A 21433-nucleotide genomic window follows, 5' to 3' on the forward strand; every position below is an offset into this window, starting at 1 on the left:
AATCAAACCTTGTAAAAAACGATGTTAGGTAAAATAAATGTGAAATGCCGGATGAAGCATTATGCCATAGCAGAAACTGCCTTGGACATATGTGCAACCTTTCTGGATGCGTTGTTAGCCTTAAGGATGCCCTTGCTGTGTGCCATAGCAACCTTCTTCTGCGCTCTTCTGAGAGCTTCCTGTGCAGCTGCCTTATCACCAGCCTCCACTGCTGCGTAAACCTTTTTAATATAGGTCTTTACCTCGGAACGAATTGCCTTATTGCGCTCGTTCCGGTCATTGCCGATTAATACTCTCTTTTTTGCGGATTTAATATTTGCCATTTTGATGCCACCTTTCTATAATTTGAGGTGTTTTCAAATACCTGGACACGGACAGTTTGAAAACATGCTCAATTATCATATATAAAGGTATTTCACTTGTCAAGAACAATTCCCGGGCAAAATCAAGGGAAATCAGGGGATGCAGCGGTTTTTTATGGCAAAACCGGTCAGGGTATGTTAGGATTACTAGCGAGCTTTCACAAATAATAGGAAACAATTTTTGGACAGCAATATTCAGAAAGTAAAATCGAGTCAGTAATTTTCGTTTTCATTTCATTTATTTATATAGGAGAAAAATTTAAGAAAGATGACAACAATAGATCAGAGCAAAATCCGGAATTTCTGTATTATTGCCCATATCGATCACGGCAAGAGCACGCTGGCGGATCGGATTATTGAGATGACCGGCACATTGACACAGCGGGAGATGCAGGAACAGGTGCTTGACAATATGGAGATCGAGAGGGAACGTGGCATCACGATTAAATCCCAGACAACCCGTGTCATTTATAAGGCAAAGGATGGGGAAGAGTATATTTTTAATCTGATCGATACCCCGGGGCATGTGGATTTTAACTATGAGGTTTCCAGAGCCCTGGCAGCCTGTGATGGGGCAGTCCTGATTGTTGATGCGACACAGGGCATCCAGGCGCAGACGCTTGCCAATACCTATCTTGCTCTGGACCATAATCTGGAAATCATGCCGGTAATTAACAAGATCGATCTTCCATCGGCAGATCCGGACCGGGTTGCCGAGGAGATTGAGGATGTTATTGGCATTGAAGCCATGGATGCTCCTAGGATTTCCGCAAAGACAGGACAAAATGTGGAGGAAGTACTGGAAGACATTGTAAAAAAGATTCCGGCACCGGGCGGCAGTCCGGATCATCCTCTGCAGGCGCTGATTTTCGATTCGGTTTATGACAATTACCGGGGCGTTATCATTTTCTGCAGAATCCGTGAGGGTAGAGTCAAGGTGGGGACCAGGATCCGACTGATGGCTACCAGTGCGGAATTTGACGTAACCGAGGTGGGATATTTCCGCCCTGGTCAGTTTACGCCATGCGATGAGCTGTCTGCTGGTATGGTTGGCTATATTACCGCATCTATTAAGGATATCCGTGATACAAGAGTTGGTGATACGGTGACAGACGCAGCCAATCCCGCGGAGAAACCACTGCCCGGATATAAAAAGGTGCAGTCGATGGTCTTCTGCGGTATTTATCCTGCGGATACTATGAGATATCCGGACTTACGAGATGCGCTGGAAAAGCTGCAGCTTAACGATGCGGCGCTCCAGTATGAGCCGGAAACATCCCAGGCACTGGGCTTCGGCTTCCGTTGCGGATTCCTGGGTCTTCTGCACCTGGATGTTGTACAGGAGAGACTGGAACGCGAATATAACCTGGATCTTGTAACCACGGCGCCCTCAGTAGTGTATCATGTCTATAAGACGGATGGCACTATGATGGAACTCTCCAATCCGGCAAATCTCCCGGATCCAGCGGAAATTGATCACATTGAGGAGCCGATTGTCGAAGCGGAAATTATGGTGACGCCGGACTTTATGGGATCGATTATGACGCTTTGTCAGGAGCGTCGCGGCGTGTACAAGGGTACCGAATATATTGAAGCCAACCGGGCAATTCTGAAATATGATATGCCGTTAAACGAAATTATTTATGATTTTTTTGATGCCATTAAGTCCCGGTCCAAAGGCTATGCTTCTTTTGACTATGACCTTAAGGGATATGCCACCAGCAAGATGGTAAAGCTGGACATCCTGGTGAACCATGAAACAATAGATGCGCTTTCCTTTATTGTACATGCGGATTCTGCTTACGAGCGCGGTAAGAAGATGTGCGAGAAGCTGAAAAATGAAATCCCGAGACAGCTTTTTGAAATCCCGATTCAAGCTGCGATCGGTGGGCATATTATGGCGAGAGAAACCATCAAGGCGCTTCGCAAGGATGTGCTGGCAAAATGCTATGGTGGTGATGTTTCCCGTAAAAAGAAGCTTCTGGAAAAGCAGAAGGAGGGCAAGCGCAGGATGCGTCAGTTCGGAAATGTAGAGATTCCACAGTCGGCGTTTATGAGCGTGCTGAAGCTGGATTCGGATTAATATAACTTGCGGTATGGAATGACAGAAATTCCATAGCTTAGAGTTATATGAAATATGACGATTCGTTTTATGGCATATATTGAAATCCTTTTTTTCTGAGACTATACTAAGTGCGTTAAGTGAAAGGAGATTTACCATGGCAAAGAAAAATCTTGACTGGGGTAACATTGGTTTTGCATACCATGTTACAGATAAAAGATATGTTTCCAACTGGAAGGACGGTAAATGGGATGAGGGAGCACTGATTTCCAACCCGGAAGTCACATTAAACGAGTCAGCAGGTATGCTGCAGTACTGCCAGCAGGTATTTGAAGGTATGAAAGCTTATACCTGGGAGGATGGTTCTGTTGTGTGCTTCCGCCCGGATCTCAATGCAGACCGTATGTACGAGTCAGCACAGCGGATTGAGATGCCACCATTTCCTAAGGATCAATTCCTGGATGCTATTGATCAGGTTGTCAAGGGAAATCTGGATTGGGTTCCTCCATATGGATCCGGTGCATCTCTTTATCTGCGCCCGTATGAGTTTGCAACAGGCGTAGTGATCGGTGTGAAGCCTGCAGATGAGTACCAGTTCAGAGTTTTCTGTACACCAGTTGGACCGTATTACAAAGGCGGCGCAACTCCGATTGCCATTCAGGTCTCCGATTTTGACCGTGCAGCACCTCGTGGAACCGGTGCTGTCAAGGCAGGACTGAATTATGCGATGAGTCTGCATTCCTCTGTACTTGCGCATAAGGCAGGGTTTGCCGAGAATTTGTATCTTGATCCGGCAACCAGAACCTATGTAGAGGAGACTGGCGGTTCTAACGCAATTTTTGTAGATAAGGCAGGAAATCTTGTAGTGCCGAAGTCTCCGTCCATTCTGCCTTCTATCACAAGACGCTCGATCGTTTACCTGGCAGAGCATTATCTTCATATCCATGTTGATGAGAGGCCTGTGAAGTATGAGGAGATCAAGAACTTCCAGGAGTGCGGTCTTTGCGGAACGGCTGCGGTTATTTCTCCGGTTGGACGTATTGTAAATCATGATGATGTTATCAATCTTCCGTCCGGTATGGAGAAAGCCGGCCCTGTGATCGGTGAGCTTTACGATACCATTACCGGTATCCAGAGCGGCAGAATTGAGGGCCCAGAGGGCTGGATCCGTCATATCTGCTGATTGCGATCCGGGCGCAGCTCCAGCATGAGTAAAACAAGATAAGATAATTTAAGTAGAATAATTTAGGTAAATTTCAGTAAAATAAAAGTATCGGAAATGGTGTTTTATGCCATTTCCGATACTTTTTTAGTCCGGGATGGAAACTTAAGTCAGTAAAAAGTCACTGAGGATTGCATTGCTGACATTCATACCATGCTCGGAAAAGCGATAATGATAATTCTCATGGATCAGCAGCCCCTCCCGTGTATACTGCTCGAGCTGCCGCCCAAATACGGTGTGGATATCCACGGAGAAGCGGCGAATGAACTCGAGCTCGGAGATCCCCTCGATCCGCCGTAGGCCTAGAAACATAAATTCTTCCATCTGATTTTCCCGGGAGAGAATTTGCATATTCTGATGCAGCCTTACAAAGCCATGTGCAGCATCTTCCGGGAGATCCATATCCAGATATGCCCGGTAATCCCGGATATTGCTCCAGCGTATACCATTAAAATAAGAGGACGCGCCAAGCCCAAATCCCAGATAGGGAACATTGGACCAGTAGCCGTAGTTATGACGACATTCGTAACCGGGTTTTGCGTAATTGCTGACTTCATAGCGGCGATAGCCATATCGGTTGGTCAATTCCTTTGTGATCTCATCCATCGCGACATCCTCATCCTCTGATGGCAGTGACAGCGTCCCGGCAGCCTGCATTCGCTGAAATACGGTGCCCTCCTCGATAATCAGATTGTAGATGGAGACATGCTCCGGCTTCAACATCAGGACATTGCGCAGGGTTTTGCGCCAGCTGGCCGTGGTCTGTCCCGGGATTTCATTCATAAGATCGATGTTGATGTTTTGAAAACCCTCCATGCGGGCATCCTGGTAGCATTTCAGGAAGTCCTCAAAGATATGCAGCCGTCCGAGGGTTTTGAGCTCAGTGTTGTTTGCGGACTGCAGTCCGATGGAGATCCGGTTGATGCCGGAGTCCCGGTAGGAGGCAAACTTATAACGTAATGTGGAGGCTGGATTCAGCTCAATGGTGATTTCCGCGCTTTTTCTTACATTATAATGACGTCGGATGGTATACATGATGCGGGAGATGCATTTCGGCTCCAGTATAGATGGCGTGCCGCCTCCTATAAATATAGTAGAGATTTCATAGGCAGCTGCGGATGGAGCAGACAGAGTGATTTCCTGACAGAGCCTGTTGATATAGGCGTCGTGCTCCTTCGCGTTTACGGGGAAGGACAGAAAGTCGCAGTAGTTGCATTTGCGTGCGCAGAATGGGATGTGAATGTATAGTTCCAGCTGTTTTGTATCGTTTACATTGATGATTTCATCTGACATGAAGCTATCTCCTTGAATGCTATTAAATGTAGCATAGCTTTTACAAATCCTCAAGCCGGACGGGGGATTTACCATTGCATTTACTCTTGCATAAAAATTTGTTATGGGGTACGATTACTGATAATTTCTGATATTAAAGCAATAAAGTAAAAAGAGGGGTAAGGATATGACACTTTCTACAATCGGCATGGCTGCAGCCATGATATTTTATCTGGCATTCATGCTATGGATCGGCTTTCAGCTCTCGGACAAAAATGATACAGCCGGAAATTTCTATCTTGGCGGCCGTCAGCTTGGACCGTTTGTGACGGCAATGAGTGCCGAGGCATCGGATATGTCCAGCTGGCTTCTTATGGGTCTGCCGGGGCTTGCGTATCTCAGCGGTATTGCGGATCCGGGATGGACAGCAATTGGTCTTGCGTTTGGCACGTATCTTAACTGGCTGCTTGTTGCCAAGAGGATTCGCGTCTATACCGAGGTGAATGATTCCATTACGATACCGGGGTTTTTTTCCAACCGGTATGGAGATAAGCGCAGGATTCTGACACTGATTTCCGCGGTGATCATTGTAGTATTTTTTATTCCGTATACCGGCTCCGGCTTTGCCGCCTGCGGCAAGCTTTTCAGCAGTCTATTTGGCATTGACTATCATCTTGCCATGATTGCAAGTGCCTTTGTCATCATGGGATATACGTCTCTCGGAGGATTTCTCGCGGCAAGTACGACCGATTTCATTCAGAGCATCATCATGTCGCTGGCACTGATCATCGTGCTGGTCTTTGGATTTAGCAAGGCGGGAGGCGTCGGTGCGGTACTGGATAACGCGAGATCACTCCCGGGATATCTCAGCATGCTCCAAAGTTATAATGCGGAGACAAACAGTGCTGCGCCCTATGGATTTCTTAATGTCATTTCCATGTTTGCATGGGGACTTGGCTACTTTGGTATGCCACACATTCTGCTTCGATTTATGGCGATCCATGATAAGGAAAAGCTGGTGCTGTCCCGCAGGATTGCTTCTGTCTGGGTTGTGATCTCCATGGGCGTTGCCGTACTGATCGGTATGGTAGGACTTGGCATGACAAAGACAGGTGCGATTGCGTCTTTGCATGGCTCTGCTTCGGAGACAATTATTGTAAAAACGGCGAGTCTGCTTGCAACACATGGGCTGCTTGCAGCATTGATTGCAGGCATTGTACTCTCTGGTATCCTGGCGTCCACCATGTCTACAGCAGATTCGCAGCTGCTTGCGGCGTCCTCTTCTATCACCAATGATATCCTGGTGGATTTTTTCCACGTCAAGCTGGATGAGAAGCAGATGCTGTATATCGCGAGGGCAAGCCTCCTGATTATTGCGGTTCTGTCCATCTCGATTGCCTGGAATCCGGATAGCTCTGTATTTCAGATTGTATCCTTTGCATGGGCAGGCTTCGGAGCTTCCTTTGGACCGGTTGTACTGCTGGCACTTTTCTGGAGACGTTCTAATCTGCAGGGTGCGATTGCAGGGATGCTGGCAGGCGGAATCATGGTATTTGTATGGAAGTATCTTGTGCGCCCGATGGGAGGCGCCTGGGGGATTTATGAGCTGCTTCCGGCATTCATTACCGCGATTCTTGTAAATGTTCTGGTCAGCCTGCTGACACCGGCACCCAATGTGACGATTACGGCGGACTTTGATGAAGTTAAGAAGATTATGAAGGAATCCTGATGGCGTATAAGAAAAACGAGGATCAGACCAGATACCTTAAACTTAATGAGGATCTGAAATCCGGACAGTATCAGCCGGTATATCTCTTGTACGGAGAGGAAAATTATCTGAAGCTCTCCTATAAAAAGATGTTTCGTAAGGCGATCGGCGGTGAAGATGAACTGAATTATACCTATTATGATGGTGCTCCGGAGCTGGATACACTGATCGGATCACTGGAAACCATGCCGTTTATGCTTTCCACGGACCGTCTTGTAGTGGTAAGCGGCTCCGGCTATTGCATGAAAAGCGCTCCGGAGCGTCTTATTGAATATCTGCCTACGATGCCGTCCTCCAGTCATCTTATGCTGATTGAGGATGATGTGGACAAACGGAATAAGCTGTATAAGCTCATTCAGAAGCTTGGCTTTGTCTGTGAGCTCGGTGAGCAGGATCCTCGGATGCTTGCAGGCTGGGCGGCAAGGTATCTTGACAGGGCAGGGAAAAAGATCCGGAGCTCCACGATGACCTATCTCCTTACAAAAACCGGCAGCAGCATGGATAACATCGTGAGTGAGCTGGAAAAGCTGATCGCCTATACAGGAGAGCGGGATGTGATAGAGGACGCCGATGTGACGGAAATCTGCTCTCAGAATGTTGAGGACCGGGTGTTTGACATGATCTCGGAGCTGAGTCTTGGAAATACCGGCAAGGCAATGCAGTACTATAGTGACCTGCTGACGCTGCAGGAAGCACCGATGAAAATTCTTGCGCTCATGCGCCGTAACTTTAATCAGCTGCTTCTCACCAAGGAGAGCATGATGCAGGGGATGAACCGTAAGGATGCTGCAGAGTATGTGCATGTCAGTCCCTGGGTGGTGCAGAAGCTGATGGATCAGGCAAGACATTATACGCTGGAGAGCCTTGTTAAGTACATCTCCCGCTGTATGGATTATGATGAAGCCATTAAAAACGGAAATCTCACGGATCAGCTTGCGGTCGAGCTGCTGCTTACGAGTTGATGGCAGCAGATGATAAAATTGAAAGAAATTGTAAATTGACTTTTTACTTCCTGTACATTATCTTTTTACTATTATTATTTGATGCCATAATTTCTGGGAGGCTATTATGAACTTAAAAAAAGCAGCGGTATGTTTTATTACGATGGCTCTGACGGGGCTTGTGAGCGTACCGGCATTCGCAGATGAGCTTGGACCTGCCTTTAAAAATGGAACACAGATTACAATGCAGCAGGGTGCTCTGATCGCGTCGGGCGCAGAGGATCGTAAGACTTCCGCAGAGGCTTCCGATCAGAATGCGCAGAAATCCGCGCTTCCTGCAGAGGTGAAGTCAAAAGATGCTGACACCACGACAGTCGCAGCTAAGAAAAATCAGAATAGAGCGGGAGAGACACCGGTAGGTGTAGTTGTTACCGAGGAATCCAAGGCTTATAGTAAGGGGGCCGCTCTTGGAAACTTCCAGATTGTTGGATATTACGGAGAGGGCAAAACCTACTCCGGCGCGTATACCAGGGCAAACCACACCGTTGCTGCAGATACGGATGTTCTGCCGCTTGGCACAAAGATCTTTATCGGAGATACGGTCTATACGGTTGAGGATATCGGAAGTGCGGTCAAGGGCAATATGATCGATATTTACTTTGACAGCTATGAGGAAGCGGCGAATGTTACCCGCCTGGGGAGACGCTATGCTGATGTGTATGCCGCAGTTAAAAAATGAGATTACGTGCACTGGTTTAAGCAATTTGTGACATTTCAGTAAAAACGTCCTCGTATTTATGGAATCGTAAGTTTCCGGTAATAATTAAAAGGAAAGAATCACCATATTCTGGTGGTTCTTTTTTTTATATCTTTGTGCAATGTTGCAGAAATATATAAAAACTGCACAGAGGAAAAATCCGCTTCGCAGCTTCTCTCCTGCAAAATGCCTATCGCAGATTACTTGACAGACTCGTAAAATCCGCTTATCATGCGACGAAGTCGGGCTGAAATGATTCAGCTCGTATTTTTTTAGAGTGTAACGAATCGGATTCCGGATTTCCGGAGGAAAAGGAGGACATTTTTTGGGTCGTCGAGAACATAGCTTTTTATACATACGTGAGCTGCTTTTAGTGATTGCACTGATGCTTTTTCTGGGAGGCTGCATGAGCTTCACAGCATCTGCAGGTACCATCAAAGGAACCAAGGCGCTGTTTATCACAGCCGGTGCGGATGCAGAGGCGGAAGCAAAGGAAGCAGAGGAAAAGGCAAAGGCAGAAGCGCTCGCCAAGGCGGAGGCAGAAAAAAAGGCACAGGAGGAAGCGGCGGCAGCAGCACGGCTGACACTCCCGGATGGCAGAACATTGACGCCGCTGGGTTCATTTAGAATCACCGGATATTGTCCATGCTATCAGTGCTCGGAGGGACATGGCTCTGTGACAGCCATCGGGACCCGCGCGAGATCCGGACGTACCGTCGCCGTGGATCCGAGGGTGATTCCCTACGGTACCCATCTTCTGATTAACGGGCATGAATATGTTGCGGAGGACTGCGGCGGCGCCGTCAAGAGAAATCATATTGATGTGTATTTTGACAGCCATCGGGAGGCTGCCAATATCCTTTACTATACAGAAGTCTATATTATCCGGTGATATATGTTTCCGGACCTAAGGCGCGAAATGTCATTTAAAAAGGGCATGAGCGCCTTTTTTCATACTTTTTTCACAGTTCTTTTTTGGGAAATCCCTTGACACCCTTTCGGACCTAGAGTATTATAACCAATAGAAATTAGCACTCTGCATTTTTGAGTGCTAACAAATCATTAAGAAGGAGGCAGTCAGATGGAATTGGACAATCGTAAAGTCGTGATTCTGACAACGATTATCAAAAACTATCTTGAGACCGGAGAGCCGGTCGGATCAAGAACAATCAGTAAGTATTCCGGACTGAATCTGAGCTCTGCCACCATTCGGAATGAAATGAGCGATCTGGAGGAAATGGGCTATATTGTGCAGCCGCATACTTCAGCCGGCAGGATTCCCTCTGATAAAGGGTACCGGTTTTATGTGGATCAGCTGATGCAGACGCAGCGGGATGAGCTTGATGATGTGAGATCCGAGATGTTCCAGAAGGTTGATAAGCTGGAAAATACACTTAAGACCCTGGTGAAGGCTCTTGCGGAGGATACCCATTACGCAGCCATGGTTTCCGGACCGACAGTACATACCAATAAGATCAAGTTTATTCAGGTATCGATCGTTGATGCAAGACGACTGCTTCTCGTGATCATGCTGGAGGGAAATCTTGTTCGAACTGCGACAGTGAGCCTGGATGGTTGCGAGGAACTGGATTTCAACCGTATGCTGAGCATCAATATGCTGCTTAACGACGAGCTGGACGGGCTGACCGGCTCGGATATCACGGAGGGGCGGATCGCGCAGATTTACGCACGGACGAGTTTTAAGAAAACCGTGGGATCGATACTTGCAGCTATTCACAATATACTTAGTGTTAATGGCAGCAATGTCCAGATCTATACGTCCGGAGCAACCAATATTTTTAAATATCCGGAGCTTTCCGAGTCGGACAAGGCCTCCAAGCTGATTTCCGCGCTGGAGCAGAAGGATGAGCTGATTGAGCTTGTTCATGATGCCAGTGAGGATGCAGAGGAGAGCAGAAATCCGATTCAGGTATATATCGGTAACGAGTCACCGCTACAGAATATGGCGGATTGTTCTGTGATCACTGCCAACTATGAGCTTGGCAATGGTCTGAGAGGAACCATAGGAGTGATTGGTCCGAAACGGATGGACTATGAAAAGGTCCTTGAGGTTTTAAACAAGGTCATGAATGAAATGGACCAGGCGTTTCGGAAGTAGACATATATAGACAGGAAACGGGAAAGGAGCACATCTTGCAGGAAGAAGAAAAAAAGACTTCCCCGGAGCAGGGCACAGAAGAAGCCAGAGCCGGAGAAGCACAGGATACAGTAACAAAGGAAACAGATGAAGCAAAGGCAGCAGAGCATGTCGAAGCTTCTCAAAAGGAGGACGCTTCGGATGCCGAAGCTTCGGAAGCTGCAGAGTCCGGAGACCAGAAAACAGAGTCCAAGGTAAGAGATCTCCAGAAGGAAAAATACGAAAAGGAAATTGCGGAGTGCAAGGAGAAGTACTTAAGACTCTATGCAGAATTTGACAATTTCCGGAAACGATCGGAAAAGGAAAAGTCCCAGATGTTTGATATGGGAGCACGGGACGTTATAGAAAAAATCCTTCCGATTGTTGATAACTTTGAGAGAGCGCTGGGAACTGTGGAAAAAGAGGATGAGGACGATGCCTTTACCAAGGGCGTCCGCGGAATCTATAAGCAGATCCGTAAAATGTTTGAGGATCTGGATGTAAAGCCGATCGAAGCAGAAGGCGCAAAATTTGACCCTAATCTTCACAATGCCGTGATGACTGATACCGAGAGTGATGCCGAGGAGGATACCATTACACAGGACCTCCAGAAGGGATACACCTATAAGGGACAGGTTGTCCGTCATTCCATGGTGAAGGTAAAAAAATAAAGAATCATCATTTAACTGTTTTTAATAAAGGAGATATGAATTATGGGAAAGATTATTGGTATTGACTTAGGTACAACAAACAGCTGTGTGGCAGTTATGGAAGGTGGTAAGCCCACTGTTATCGCCAATGCTGAGGGTATGAGAACCACACCGTCCGTTGTGGCATTTACCAAAAACGGCGAGCGTCTTGTGGGTGAGCCTGCAAAGCGTCAGGCAGTAACCAATGCGGACAGAACGATTTCCTCCATCAAGAGACATATGGGATCTGATTACAAGGTTACCATTGACGGCAAGAGCTATACACCGCAGGAGATTTCCGCAATGATCCTTCAGAAGCTCAAGGCTGATGCAGAGGCATATCTTGGCGAGAAGGTTACCGAGGCGGTTATCACGGTTCCGGCATATTTCAACGATGCCCAGAGACAGGCAACAAAGGATGCCGGTAAGATCGCAGGTCTGGATGTAAAGCGTATCATCAATGAGCCGACAGCCGCAGCACTCGCTTATGGTCTTGATGAGGGCGATGAGCAGAAGATCATGGTTTATGATCTTGGCGGTGGTACCTTTGATGTATCGATCATCGATATCGGTGATGGCGTAATCGAGGTTCTGTCTACCAACGGTGATACACACCTTGGCGGTGATGACTATGATGCAAGAATCCAGAACTGGATGGTAGAGGAGTTTAAGAAGGCAGAGGGCGTTGATCTTTCTCAGGATAAGATGGCAATGCAGAGACTTAAGGAAGCTGCTGAAAAGGCCAAGAAGGAGCTTTCTGCTTCTACTACAACAGAAATCAACCTTCCGTTTATTACAGCAACTGCCGAAGGTCCGAAGCACCTGGATATGACGCTGACAAGAGCTAAGTTTGAGGAGCTGACTGCAGATCTCACCGAGAGAACCGCAGTTCCGGTACAGAACGCACTGCGTGATGCAGGACTTACGGCTGCAGACCTTTCCAAGGTACTGCTGGTTGGTGGTTCCACACGTATGCCGGTTGCACAGGAGAAGGTAAAGCAGCTGACCGGTAAGGAGCCGTCCAAGACGCTTAACCCGGATGAGTGTGTTGCAATCGGCGCAGCAATCCAGGGTGGTAAGCTCGCAGGCGATGCCGGTGCAGGTGATGTGCTTCTGCTGGATGTAACACCGCTTACACTTTCTATCGAGACACTTGGCGGTGTGGCAACTCCTCTGATCAAGAGAAATACAACCATTCCTACCAGAGCATCTCAGGTTTTCTCCACTGCCGAGGATAATCAGACTGCTGTAGATATCCACGTTGTACAGGGCGAGCGTGAGTTTGCAAGAGACAACAAGACACTCGGACAGTTCCGCCTGGATGGTATTTTACCTGCTCGTCGTGGTGTACCTAAGATCGAGGTTACCTTTGATATCGATGCCAACGGTATCGTTAATGTATCCGCAAAGGATCAGGGTACCGGCAAGGAGCAGCATATTACAATTACCTCCGGATCTAATATGTCCAAGGAGGATATTGATAAGGCAGTAAAGGAAGCAGCACAGTATGAGGCTGCCGATAAGGAAAAGAAGGAAGCCATCGAGGTACGAAACGGTGCAGATTCCATCGTATTCCAGACCAAGAAGGCACTTGAGGATGTCGGAGACAAGGTTTCCGCACAGGATAAGGCACAGGTAGAGGCTGATCTTAAGGCTCTTGAGGATGTGCTTCAGGCAAATCCGCTGGAAGGTATCACCAAGGATGGTGCCGAGAAGATCAAGGCTGCACAGGAAACTCTGATGAAGTCCTCACAGTCTCTTTTCTCCAAGGTATATGAGCAGGCACAGGCTGCACAGGGTGCGGCTGGTCAGGCAGGAGCTCAGAGCACTGCCGGTGCTGAGAACCAGACACATGAGAGCAATGGCGGCAATGACGATAATGTCGTTGACGGTGACTTTAAGGAAGTATAATATATAAAAGCAAATGTAAAGCAGCCAGAATAGGAAGCGGCAACGCTTCCTATTCGGTTGTATTCAGGATATTAGAGGAGATAAAACCAGATGGCAGAACAAAAGCGGGATTATTATGAGGTCCTTGGCGTAGACAAAAATGCCGATGACGCGACCATCAAGCGGGCTTTCCGAAAGCTTGCCAAGAAGTATCATCCAGATGCCAATCCGGGAGACGCGACTGCCGCTGAAAAATTCCGGGAGGCCAATGAGGCTTATGCTGTACTCTCAGATCCGCAGAAGCGTAAAGCATATGATACCTATGGACATGCCGCATTTGACCCGAATTCCGCAGCAGGCCAGAGTACCGGTTTTGGCGGCTTTGACTTTAATGATATGGATTTCTCGGATATCTTTGGAGATCTCTTTGGCTTTGGCGGTAACAGAGGCGGCGGATTTTATTCCAGTGGCTTTGGCGGAGCGCAGGCCAATCAGGCAGTCAAAGGAGCCAGCATCCGTACCGGCATCCGGATCACCTTTGATGAAGCCATTAAAGGATGCAAAAAGGATATTAAAATACGGTATAAAGACACCTGTAAAACCTGTAACGGTACCGGCGCAAAGCCCGGAACACAGCCGGAAACCTGTCCTCGCTGCGGCGGCCGTGGTCAGGTGGTAATGTCCCAGAGAAGTATGTTCGGTACGATTCAGCAGGTAACGACCTGTCCGGACTGTCATGGTACCGGCAAGATTATCAAGGAGAAGTGTCCAGACTGCCGCGGTGAGGGATATATCTCAACGCAGAAGACATTTGAGATCAATATCCCGGCAGGTATTGACGATGGACAGACGCTGCGTCGTTCCGGTGCGGGAGACCCGGGTGTCAACGGAGGACCGAGAGGAGATCTGCTGGTCGATATTACTGTGACGCAGCACCCATTCTTTAAGCGTCAGGGTACCAATATCTATTCTACAGAGGCGATCAGCTTTGCCAAGGCGGCGCTTGGAGGCAAGACCATCGTAAAGACGGTGGACGGGCCTGTAGAGCTTACCATCCGTCCGGGCACCCAATCGGATACCAGGACGAGGCTTCGCGGTAAGGGTGTGCCAAGCCTGCAGAACCCAAATGTTCGTGGCGACCAGTATGTTACAATTGTTGTGACAGTACCGGAGAGACTCACAGCAAAGCAGAAGGAGGCGCTCCGTGCGTATGCAGAGGCATGCGGAGAGCAGGTTTAATATTATATGTTCACAGGCTTCCTGCCGGACAGTAAGCATCCGGTGGCAGCCGACGCGTATAAGATCGACAGGCATTTGACCGGCGGTGCAGTTACTTGCATCGCCGGTTTCTTTGTTATATAGTACTTTAAGATTAAAACATGTGTCCTGAGCTCCTATGGAGCCTGCAGGTCAAGACAGGAGTCGTTATGCATCATTTTTTTGTCGATCCGTCCGAAATTGTGGACCGTACGGTGCATCTTACGGGGGAGAATTATAAGCATCTTAAAATTGTACTTCGGGCGCGGATCGGAGAAAAAATCCTGATTTCCGATGGCACCGGAACCGATTATGAGTGTGAGGTTTCGGAAATTAACGAGGACGAAATGCTCTTGCATATTAATTTCCGGGAGGAGATCCATGAGCTGCCTGCGGATATTTACCTGTTTCAGGGGCTGCCAAAAATCGACAAAATGGAGCTGATCATACAAAAGGCAGTCGAGCTTGGCGCGCATGCGATCGTGCCGATGGAGACGAGAAATACGGTGATCCGTCTGGATCCGCAGAAGGCGGATAAAAAACAGAAACGCTGGCAGGCGATCGCGGAATCGGCAGCAAAGCAGTCCAAGCGATCCATGATTCCGGAGGTACTGCCGGTGATGAGCTGGAAGCAGAGCCTTGCGTACCTATCGGATTTTTCCTTTTGCGTGATTCCGTACGAGAATGCAAAGGACATACATAAGACGCTGGAGGCGTTACATACGATCGCGCAGCTGCCGGAGACAGATGATTTGGCAAGACCTAAGATCGCTGTAATGATCGGTCCGGAGGGCGGCTTTTCTGACGAGGAAATCAAAGAAGCCCTGGCGCATAACATTCAGCCGATCACGCTTGGAAAGAGGATCCTGCGGACCGAAACCGCCGCAATCTGTGCGATGAGTATATTGATGATTACATTGGAGAGTGAAGCATGAGAGAAATCTATTTTGATAATTCCGCAACCACGAGATGTTTTCCGGAGGTTGCAGATATTGTGAGGAAAACCATGCTGGAGGACTATGGAAATCCATCCTCCAAGCATATTAAGGGCATGGAAGCAGAGCGGTATTTCCGTACGGCGCGGGAGCAGATTGCTTCGACCCTTAAGGTAAAGCCGAGAGAAATCATTTTTACGTCCGGCGGAACAGAATCCAATAATACGGCGCTGATCGGGACAGCATTATCCAAGCGTCGGATGGGAAAGCATATCATTACCTCCAATGTAGAGCATGCTGCTATTTATAAGCCGCTCGAGTTTCTCGAGGAGGAAGGCTGGGAGATTACATTTCTGCCGGTAGACAGCAAAGGACATATCTCTCTTGAGGAGCTTCGCCAGGCGATCCGTCCGGATACGGTTCTGGTGTCTATTATGTATGTAAATAATGAAATGGGGGCCGTGGAGCCGATCAGTGAGATCGGCCGGATTGTTAAAGAGCAGAATCCCAATACCCTGTTCCATACCGATGCCATCCAGGCATATGGAAAATACGATATCCGTCCTAAGAAGGAGCATATTGATATGCTTTCTGTAAGTGGACACAAGATCCATGGTCCCAAGGGAATCGGTTTCCTCTACCTGGATGAAAGGGTGCATATCAAACCTCTGATTTACGGAGGCGGCCAGCAGGAGGATATGCGATCCGGAACTCATAATGTACCGGGAATGGCAGGACTCGGACTTGCGGCGGAGATGGTCTATACCGATCATGCGGCTAAGATGGAGAGACTTCAGAAGCTTAAAGATTATTTTATCGATCAGGTATCCATGCTGGATGGCGTTACCGTAAATTCGGAAAAAGGAGCTGCCGGCGCACCGCAGATTGCATCGGTTTCTTTTGCTGGTGTAAGGGCAGAGGTCCTTCTGCATGCGCTGGAGGAGCGTGGCATTTATGTAAGCTCCGGCTCTGCCTGCTCGTCCAATCATCCGGGGATATCCGGAACCCTAAAGGCTATCGGCGTAAAACAGGAGCTGCTGGATTCTACGCTTCGGTTTTCATTTTCCGAGTTCAATACGGAGGATGAGGTCGATATCGCGATTGCTGCGTTAAAGGAGCTGCTTCCGGTGCTTCGCAGATTTTATCGCCACTAAGAAGGAGAGGATTACATGATCTGGAAAAAATTCACAATTCATACCACAACAGAAGCAGAGGACATCCTCTCCGCAAATCTGGCAGATCTCGGGATCGAGGGCGTTGAGATTTTGGACAAGGTGCCGCTCTCGGATGCTGATACCAAGGGAATGTTTATCGATATCCTGCCGGATCTCGGACCGGATGACGGTAAGGCAGATGTCAGCTTTTATGTGGAGGTGACAGACCCAAAGACAAAGCGGGAGCGGCTGGAAAACGCTGCGAGAGAAGCGGCGGATCCGGCGGTGGACAGCAGCTATACCTATGCTGTGTCCAATCTGTATACAGAGGCAGAATTAAAGGAGCTTCTTTGTAAAATCCGGGATATGCTTACGGAAATGCAAAGGTATGTAAATGTCGGTGAAGGGACGATGGAAAGCTCCGATACAGAGGATAAGGACTGGATCAATAACTGGAAAAGCTTTTTCCATCCGTTTACCGTCGGTAATATTTTGATCAAGCCGACCTGGGAGGAAGTTCCAACGGGAGATGAGGATAAGCTTCAGATTGATATTGACCCCGGTACAGCTTTCGGTACCGGCATGCATGAGACAACACAGCTTTGCATCCGGCAGCTCCAGAAATATATGGCAGACGGGGACGAGGTTGCGGATATCGGCACCGGCTCCGGCATCCTGGGCATTACAGCACTTAAGCTTGGTGCAGGTCATGTGTATGGCACGGATCTTGATGAAGAAGCAGTACCGGCAGTACACAATAATTTAAAGGCAAATCATTTGCCGGAGAGCGCCTTTGACATGCTTGTCGGGAATGTCATCGGAGATGAGGCTGTCAAAGACAAGCTGGGACGAGGAAAATATGACATTGTGGCTGCCAATATCCTGGCACCTGTCATTGTGCTGCTGACCGGTGAAGTGGGACCGCTCTTAAAGTCCGGCGGGATTTTTATCACTTCAGGTATCATCAGCGACAGGGAGGCAGATGTGTTAGATGCCTTCCGGTCGCATGATGATATCTTTGAGATCCTGGAGGTGAATCACCAGGGTGAGTGGGTGAATGTTACTGCTCGCAAACGATGACGGGACGGAGCAATGAACGGGCAGACTTATTTGGATGCGTCGCACCAGATGAGCTCGGCTTCGTTCACAGCCTTTTCCATCATAGGGATGCACTCGTCATAGATGATTTTTTCTGACGCACGGATTTTTTCCGGGATGGGCTTTGTCACCGGATGCCGTGCGACAAAGATCGTGCAGCAGTCCTCATAAGGCTCGATGGAAGTTTCGTAGGTTCCGATCCGTTGGGAAATGTCCACAATTTCCTGCTTATCAAAGGCAATGACCGGACGATATACCGGCAGTGTGCAGACCTCATTGGTGCAGACCAGGCTCTGCATGGTCTGACTCGCAACCTGACCGATGGACTCTCCGGTGATCAGACCGATACAGTTCCGCCTTTTGGCGATGGCCTCGGCAATCCGCATCATATAACGGCGCATGATGATGGTCAGTTCCTCGTGTGGGCATTTCTCATAAATTTTAAGCTGAATGTCAGTGAAGTTTACTACATGCAGTGCGATCGCGCCGGAATACTGCGATACTTCTTTGGCAAGATCAATAACCTTCTGCTTGGCACGCTCTGAGGTATAGGGTGGTGCATGGAAATAGCACGCTTCAATAATGGCTCCGCGCTTGGAAATCATATATCCGGCAACCGGAGAATCAATACCTCCGGAGAGCAGCAGCATGGCTTTTCCGTTGGTTCCAAGAGGCATACCGCCTGCTCCGGGCAGAACCTCGGAGAAAATATTGATATACTGACGGATCTCCACCTGGAGGAGAACCTCCGGAGTATGTACGTCTACTGAGGTATTGGGAAAGGCATCCAGGATATCGTGGCCAAGCTCGGCGCTGATTTCCTCGGAGTTCATCGGAAATGTTTTATCGGCACGTCTTGTGCGTACCTTAAAGCTCAGCTTCCGGTCTCCATAGACCTCCTTCCAATATGTAAGCACCTGGTCGGAAACCTGCCGGTACTCATGGACATCCTTTAACTGTACCATCGGGCAGATCCCGACAATGCCGAATACGTGCTGTAAGGCATTTACAACATCGTCAAAATCGTAGTCCTCGGACTTTGCGTTGACATAGATACGGCCACGCTCTCTTGTAACGCTGAACTCGCCTTCTACCCTTTTGAGCTTCATGCGGATATCGTGAACCAGAGCATCCTCAAAAACATAGCGGTTTTTGCCCTTGGTTCCGATCTCTGCATATTTGATCAGAAAACTGTGATACTGCATACTGTTCCTTTACTTAAATCTGCTGATCTGAAGAAAACAAATGGAATCGCACGGATCCTGTAAAGCTTCAGACAAAAAAAGGTGCATGTAAAATCAATTGCATGCACCGGAGTCTCTTGTTAATCTTTGATAATTAAGGTATGATACGGATTATTCGGTAATGATGTATGGTGAAAGTACGGACATGATTTCGTCCATACGATTGGCATCGGCATGAATATTAAGGTCAATCGGCTTGGAAAGGTCAAGTGAAAAAATACCCATGATGGATTTTGCGTCAATGACATAACGACCGGAAACGAGATCAAAATCAACGTCAGTGAATTTAACAAGATCATTGACAAATGACTTTACCTTATCAATAGAATTAAGTGAGATACGAACTGTTTTCACGGTTATCCCTCCTTTATAAACTGAATCTAGCTATAATTTAACAATATACAATTCCAAAGTCAAGGGGATGGAAGTTGAAATAAAATGGAACTTAATAATCTGAAAGTTGCAATGCATAACCTCGGCTGTAAGGTTAATTCCTACGAGGCGGAAGCTATGGTAAATGAACTCCGGGAGGCAGGGGCACAGGTGGTTTCCTGGGAGGACGACACTGCGGACGTTTACATTATCAATACCTGCTCTGTGACCAATATCGCAGACCGCAAATCCCGGCAGATGCTGCATAAGGCCAAGGCCAAAAATCCGGATGCCATCGTGATTGGTGTCGGCTGTTATGTGCAGGCACGTGCCGAAGAGCTTAAAAAGGAAGGCGCGGTAGATATCCTGGTCGGAAATAATGAAAAATCAGACATTGTCCCGATTGTACAGGAGTATCTCCGGGGACAGCGGGAAAATGATGCGGAGTCTTACATTCCGGATATCAAGGAGGAGACGACCTACGAGAATCTGAGAGTGGGTGAAATTGAGGATCGTGCCCGTGCTTTTATCAAGATCCAGGATGGCTGTAACCAGTATTGCAGCTACTGTATCATCCCATATGTCCGGGGCAGGATCCGGAGCCGCTCTGAGGAGGACACTCTGCGCGAGATCAGGGAGCTTGCGGACAGGGGATATAAGGAGATCGTGCTGACAGGCATTCACCTGTCCTCCTATGGTATAGATTTTGATGATCAGAACTATGAATATGTCATGAACCACGATATTCCATCAGCGAGACTTCTGCATCTGATCGAGGAAGCGGCAGAGGTTCCCGGGATTGAGCGGATCCGGCTCGGAAGCCTTGAGCCCCGGATTATCACGGAGAGCTTTGTGGAGAGGCTTCGTGCAATATCGGAGATTTGTCCGCATTTCCATCTATCGCTGCAAAGCGGCTGTGACCGGACTTTGCGGGCTATGAACCGGCATTATGACACAGCATCGTTCCGGCATAGTGTGGAACTTCTGCGGAAAGCATTTGCAAGGGTCGCCATAACAACGGATGTGATCGTCGGATTTCCGGGAGAGACACAGGAGGACTTTGAGGCTTCCCGTCGTTTTATCGAGGAGATGCGCTTTTATGAGCTTCATGTCTTTAAGTACTCAAGGCGGCATGGAACCGTGGCGGACCGGATGCCGGAGCAGATCACGGATCGTGTTAAGAGCGAGCGGTCAGAGCAGCTGATTTCTATGAACCGGATCCAGTCGGATGTATTTCGGAGACAATTCCTGGAACAGACGGATGAGGTCCTGCCGGAAGAGATCATTACTGTGGATGGTAGAGAATATCTTACCGGCTTTAACAAGGAATATGTGAAATATCTGATTCCATTTACGGATCGGAGCCGGGCGCAAGGTGAAATTGGTGAAATAATCAGGGTCCATGGCAATAAAATCTGTAAGACTTATGTACTTGCGGACAGTGTTAATTTGTTATAAAATGATAAAAGTTATTAAAGGGACGTGACGCGATGAATGATATAACCAGTACGCAGATTATCCGACCGATGCAGGACAATAGCATGGATGTGAAGGATGTCCTTGCCAAGGTCTATGAAGCTTTAACGGAAAAGGGCTATAATCCGACGAACCAGATTGTAGGATACATTATGTCCGGAGATCCGACCTATATCACGAGCCATAAGGGTGCGCGCAGCCTCATTATGAGAGTCGAGAGAGACGAGATTCTGGAGGAACTTGTGGATACCTACGTGGAGTGTCGGCTTAGTAAATGATAATTTCTGATGGTAAAGTCTGTCCAGTGTAAACCGGGCAGACTTTCTTTTATAACATCAAAGCAAAGGATGTGTATGCGGATTTTAGGGCTGGACTATGGATCCAGAACGGTAGGAGTTGCCATTTCAGATCCGACAGGATTGATTGCGCAGCCACTTAAGACAATTACGAGAGAGCGTGAGTCCATGCTTCGTAAAACACTTTCGGAGATACAGGAAATTGTCCGGGAGTATTCGGTGGACAGAATCGTACTTGGACTTCCTTTTAATATGGATGATACGGAGGGGGAGAGAGCCCGTAAAACGAGAGAGTTTCGGGAGAAGCTGAGTCTCAGGACGGAGGTCCCTATTATATTTATGGATGAGCGTCTTACCACCGTAGCGGCTCAGGAAATTCTGGATGACAGCGGTATCCCCAGAAGCGAGCAGAAAAAAGTCATTGACCAGGTAGCGGCCGGGCTGATTTTACAGACCTATCTGGACGATGTGCACAATGGTAAAAGATCATAAGTGTAAAGT

20 protein-coding genes are annotated in these 21433 nt (G+C 48.0%); 16 read left to right on the top strand and 4 right to left on the bottom strand.

The genetic code is table 11. From position 1 onward, the window contains the following. Nucleotides 1–59 precede the first annotated feature (59 nt). Nucleotides 60–323: a 30S ribosomal protein S20 gene (gene rpsT, locus ACTNEN_RS10435; RefSeq protein WP_441206331.1), complete on the bottom strand. Its 264-nt coding sequence runs from the start codon at nucleotides 321–323 to the stop codon at nucleotides 60–62. Between the two features lie 307 nt (nucleotides 324–630). Between rpsT and lepA the strand changes: the two genes are divergently transcribed. Together lepA and ACTNEN_RS10445 are read left to right on the top strand one after the other, a co-directional pair. After that, the gene (gene lepA / locus ACTNEN_RS10440; protein WP_441206332.1) at nucleotides 631–2445 is read left to right on the top strand and encodes a translation elongation factor 4; all 1815 of its coding nucleotides are present in this window, start codon (nucleotides 631–633) and stop codon (nucleotides 2443–2445) included. Nucleotides 2446–2548: 103 nt separating this feature from the next. Beyond that, nucleotides 2549–3607, top strand: a complete 1059-nt coding sequence (locus ACTNEN_RS10445; RefSeq protein WP_441206418.1) for a branched-chain amino acid aminotransferase — start codon at nucleotides 2549–2551, stop codon at nucleotides 3605–3607. A gap of 144 nt (nucleotides 3608–3751) precedes the next feature. On the opposite strand, the gene hemW is transcribed toward ACTNEN_RS10445, so the two are convergent. Continuing rightward, entirely contained in the window at nucleotides 3752–4939 is a 1188-nt protein-coding gene (hemW, locus tag ACTNEN_RS10450) for a radical SAM family heme chaperone HemW (protein WP_441206334.1), read from the bottom strand. Nucleotides 4940–5105: 166 nt separating this feature from the next. On the opposite strand from hemW, the gene ACTNEN_RS10455 reads away from it, so the two are divergent. From ACTNEN_RS10455 to prmA, 11 genes are all read left to right on the top strand, one after another. Next, nucleotides 5106–6647: a sodium/proline symporter gene (locus ACTNEN_RS10455; protein WP_441206336.1), complete on the top strand. Its 1542-nt coding sequence runs from the start codon at nucleotides 5106–5108 to the stop codon at nucleotides 6645–6647. Continuing rightward, entirely contained in the window at nucleotides 6647–7648 is a 1002-nt protein-coding gene (gene holA, locus ACTNEN_RS10460) for a DNA polymerase III subunit delta (RefSeq protein WP_441206338.1), read from the top strand. Before ACTNEN_RS10455 ends, holA begins: the two co-directional genes overlap by 1 nt. 106 nt (nucleotides 7649–7754) lie before the next feature. Beyond that, nucleotides 7755–8366 (top strand): 3D domain-containing protein, encoded by a 612-nt coding sequence (locus ACTNEN_RS10465; RefSeq protein WP_441206340.1) that lies wholly within the window; start codon nucleotides 7755–7757, stop codon nucleotides 8364–8366. A 343-nt stretch (nucleotides 8367–8709) separates the two neighbouring features. Continuing rightward, a complete protein-coding gene (locus ACTNEN_RS10470) occupies nucleotides 8710–9276 on the top strand; it encodes a 3D domain-containing protein (RefSeq protein WP_441206341.1) in 567 nt (188 codons plus the stop codon). Between the two features lie 189 nt (nucleotides 9277–9465). Continuing rightward, nucleotides 9466–10503, top strand: a complete 1038-nt coding sequence (hrcA, locus tag ACTNEN_RS10475; RefSeq protein WP_441206342.1) for a heat-inducible transcriptional repressor HrcA — start codon at nucleotides 9466–9468, stop codon at nucleotides 10501–10503. A 35-nt stretch (nucleotides 10504–10538) separates the two neighbouring features. After that, a complete protein-coding gene (gene grpE / locus ACTNEN_RS10480) occupies nucleotides 10539–11192 on the top strand; it encodes a nucleotide exchange factor GrpE (protein WP_441206343.1) in 654 nt (217 codons plus the stop codon). Between the two features lie 42 nt (nucleotides 11193–11234). After that, nucleotides 11235–13121: a molecular chaperone DnaK gene (dnaK, locus tag ACTNEN_RS10485; protein WP_441206344.1), complete on the top strand. Its 1887-nt coding sequence runs from the start codon at nucleotides 11235–11237 to the stop codon at nucleotides 13119–13121. A gap of 90 nt (nucleotides 13122–13211) precedes the next feature. After that, nucleotides 13212–14339: a molecular chaperone DnaJ gene (gene dnaJ / locus ACTNEN_RS10490; RefSeq protein WP_441206345.1), complete on the top strand. Its 1128-nt coding sequence runs from the start codon at nucleotides 13212–13214 to the stop codon at nucleotides 14337–14339. A gap of 188 nt (nucleotides 14340–14527) precedes the next feature. Beyond that, nucleotides 14528–15292, top strand: coding sequence for a 16S rRNA (uracil(1498)-N(3))-methyltransferase (locus ACTNEN_RS10495; protein WP_441206347.1), 765 nt, complete (start codon nucleotides 14528–14530; stop codon nucleotides 15290–15292). After that, on the top strand, nucleotides 15289–16446 hold the full coding sequence (locus ACTNEN_RS10500) for a cysteine desulfurase family protein (RefSeq protein WP_441206349.1): 1158 nt from the start codon (nucleotides 15289–15291) through the stop codon (nucleotides 16444–16446). Before ACTNEN_RS10495 ends, ACTNEN_RS10500 begins: the two co-directional genes overlap by 4 nt. 15 nt (nucleotides 16447–16461) lie before the next feature. Continuing rightward, nucleotides 16462–17526: a 50S ribosomal protein L11 methyltransferase gene (gene prmA / locus ACTNEN_RS10505; RefSeq protein ID WP_441206350.1), complete on the top strand. Its 1065-nt coding sequence runs from the start codon at nucleotides 16462–16464 to the stop codon at nucleotides 17524–17526. A gap of 26 nt (nucleotides 17527–17552) precedes the next feature. Here the strand turns inward: prmA and thiI are convergent, their stop codons facing one another. Both thiI and ACTNEN_RS10515 read right to left on the bottom strand, forming a co-directional pair. After that, complete coding sequence (thiI, locus tag ACTNEN_RS10510; RefSeq protein WP_441206351.1) at nucleotides 17553–18749, bottom strand: tRNA uracil 4-sulfurtransferase ThiI; 1197 nt, start codon at nucleotides 18747–18749, stop codon at nucleotides 17553–17555. A gap of 150 nt (nucleotides 18750–18899) precedes the next feature. Then, complete coding sequence (locus ACTNEN_RS10515) at nucleotides 18900–19142, bottom strand: HPr family phosphocarrier protein (RefSeq protein ID WP_441206352.1); 243 nt, start codon at nucleotides 19140–19142, stop codon at nucleotides 18900–18902. Nucleotides 19143–19226: 84 nt separating this feature from the next. Here ACTNEN_RS10515 and mtaB point away from each other — a divergent pair, with 84 nt between their 5' ends. The 3 genes from mtaB (at nucleotide 19227) to ruvX (ending at nucleotide 21424) form a co-directional block, all read left to right on the top strand. Next, complete coding sequence (mtaB, locus tag ACTNEN_RS10520; protein ID WP_441206353.1) at nucleotides 19227–20618, top strand: tRNA (N(6)-L-threonylcarbamoyladenosine(37)-C(2))-methylthiotransferase MtaB; 1392 nt, start codon at nucleotides 19227–19229, stop codon at nucleotides 20616–20618. 32 nt (nucleotides 20619–20650) lie between these two features. After that, complete coding sequence (locus ACTNEN_RS10525) at nucleotides 20651–20914, top strand: IreB family regulatory phosphoprotein (RefSeq protein WP_441206354.1); 264 nt, start codon at nucleotides 20651–20653, stop codon at nucleotides 20912–20914. A gap of 75 nt (nucleotides 20915–20989) precedes the next feature. Then, the gene (ruvX, locus tag ACTNEN_RS10530) at nucleotides 20990–21424 is read left to right on the top strand and encodes a Holliday junction resolvase RuvX (RefSeq protein WP_441206355.1); all 435 of its coding nucleotides are present in this window, start codon (nucleotides 20990–20992) and stop codon (nucleotides 21422–21424) included. The last annotated feature ends 9 nt before the right edge of the window (nucleotides 21425–21433 follow it).

It is taken from the genome of Oribacterium sp. HCP28S3_H8 (assembly GCF_052064775.1).
In the GTDB taxonomy this organism is placed as follows: Bacteria; Bacillota; Clostridia; order Lachnospirales; family Lachnospiraceae; genus Oribacterium.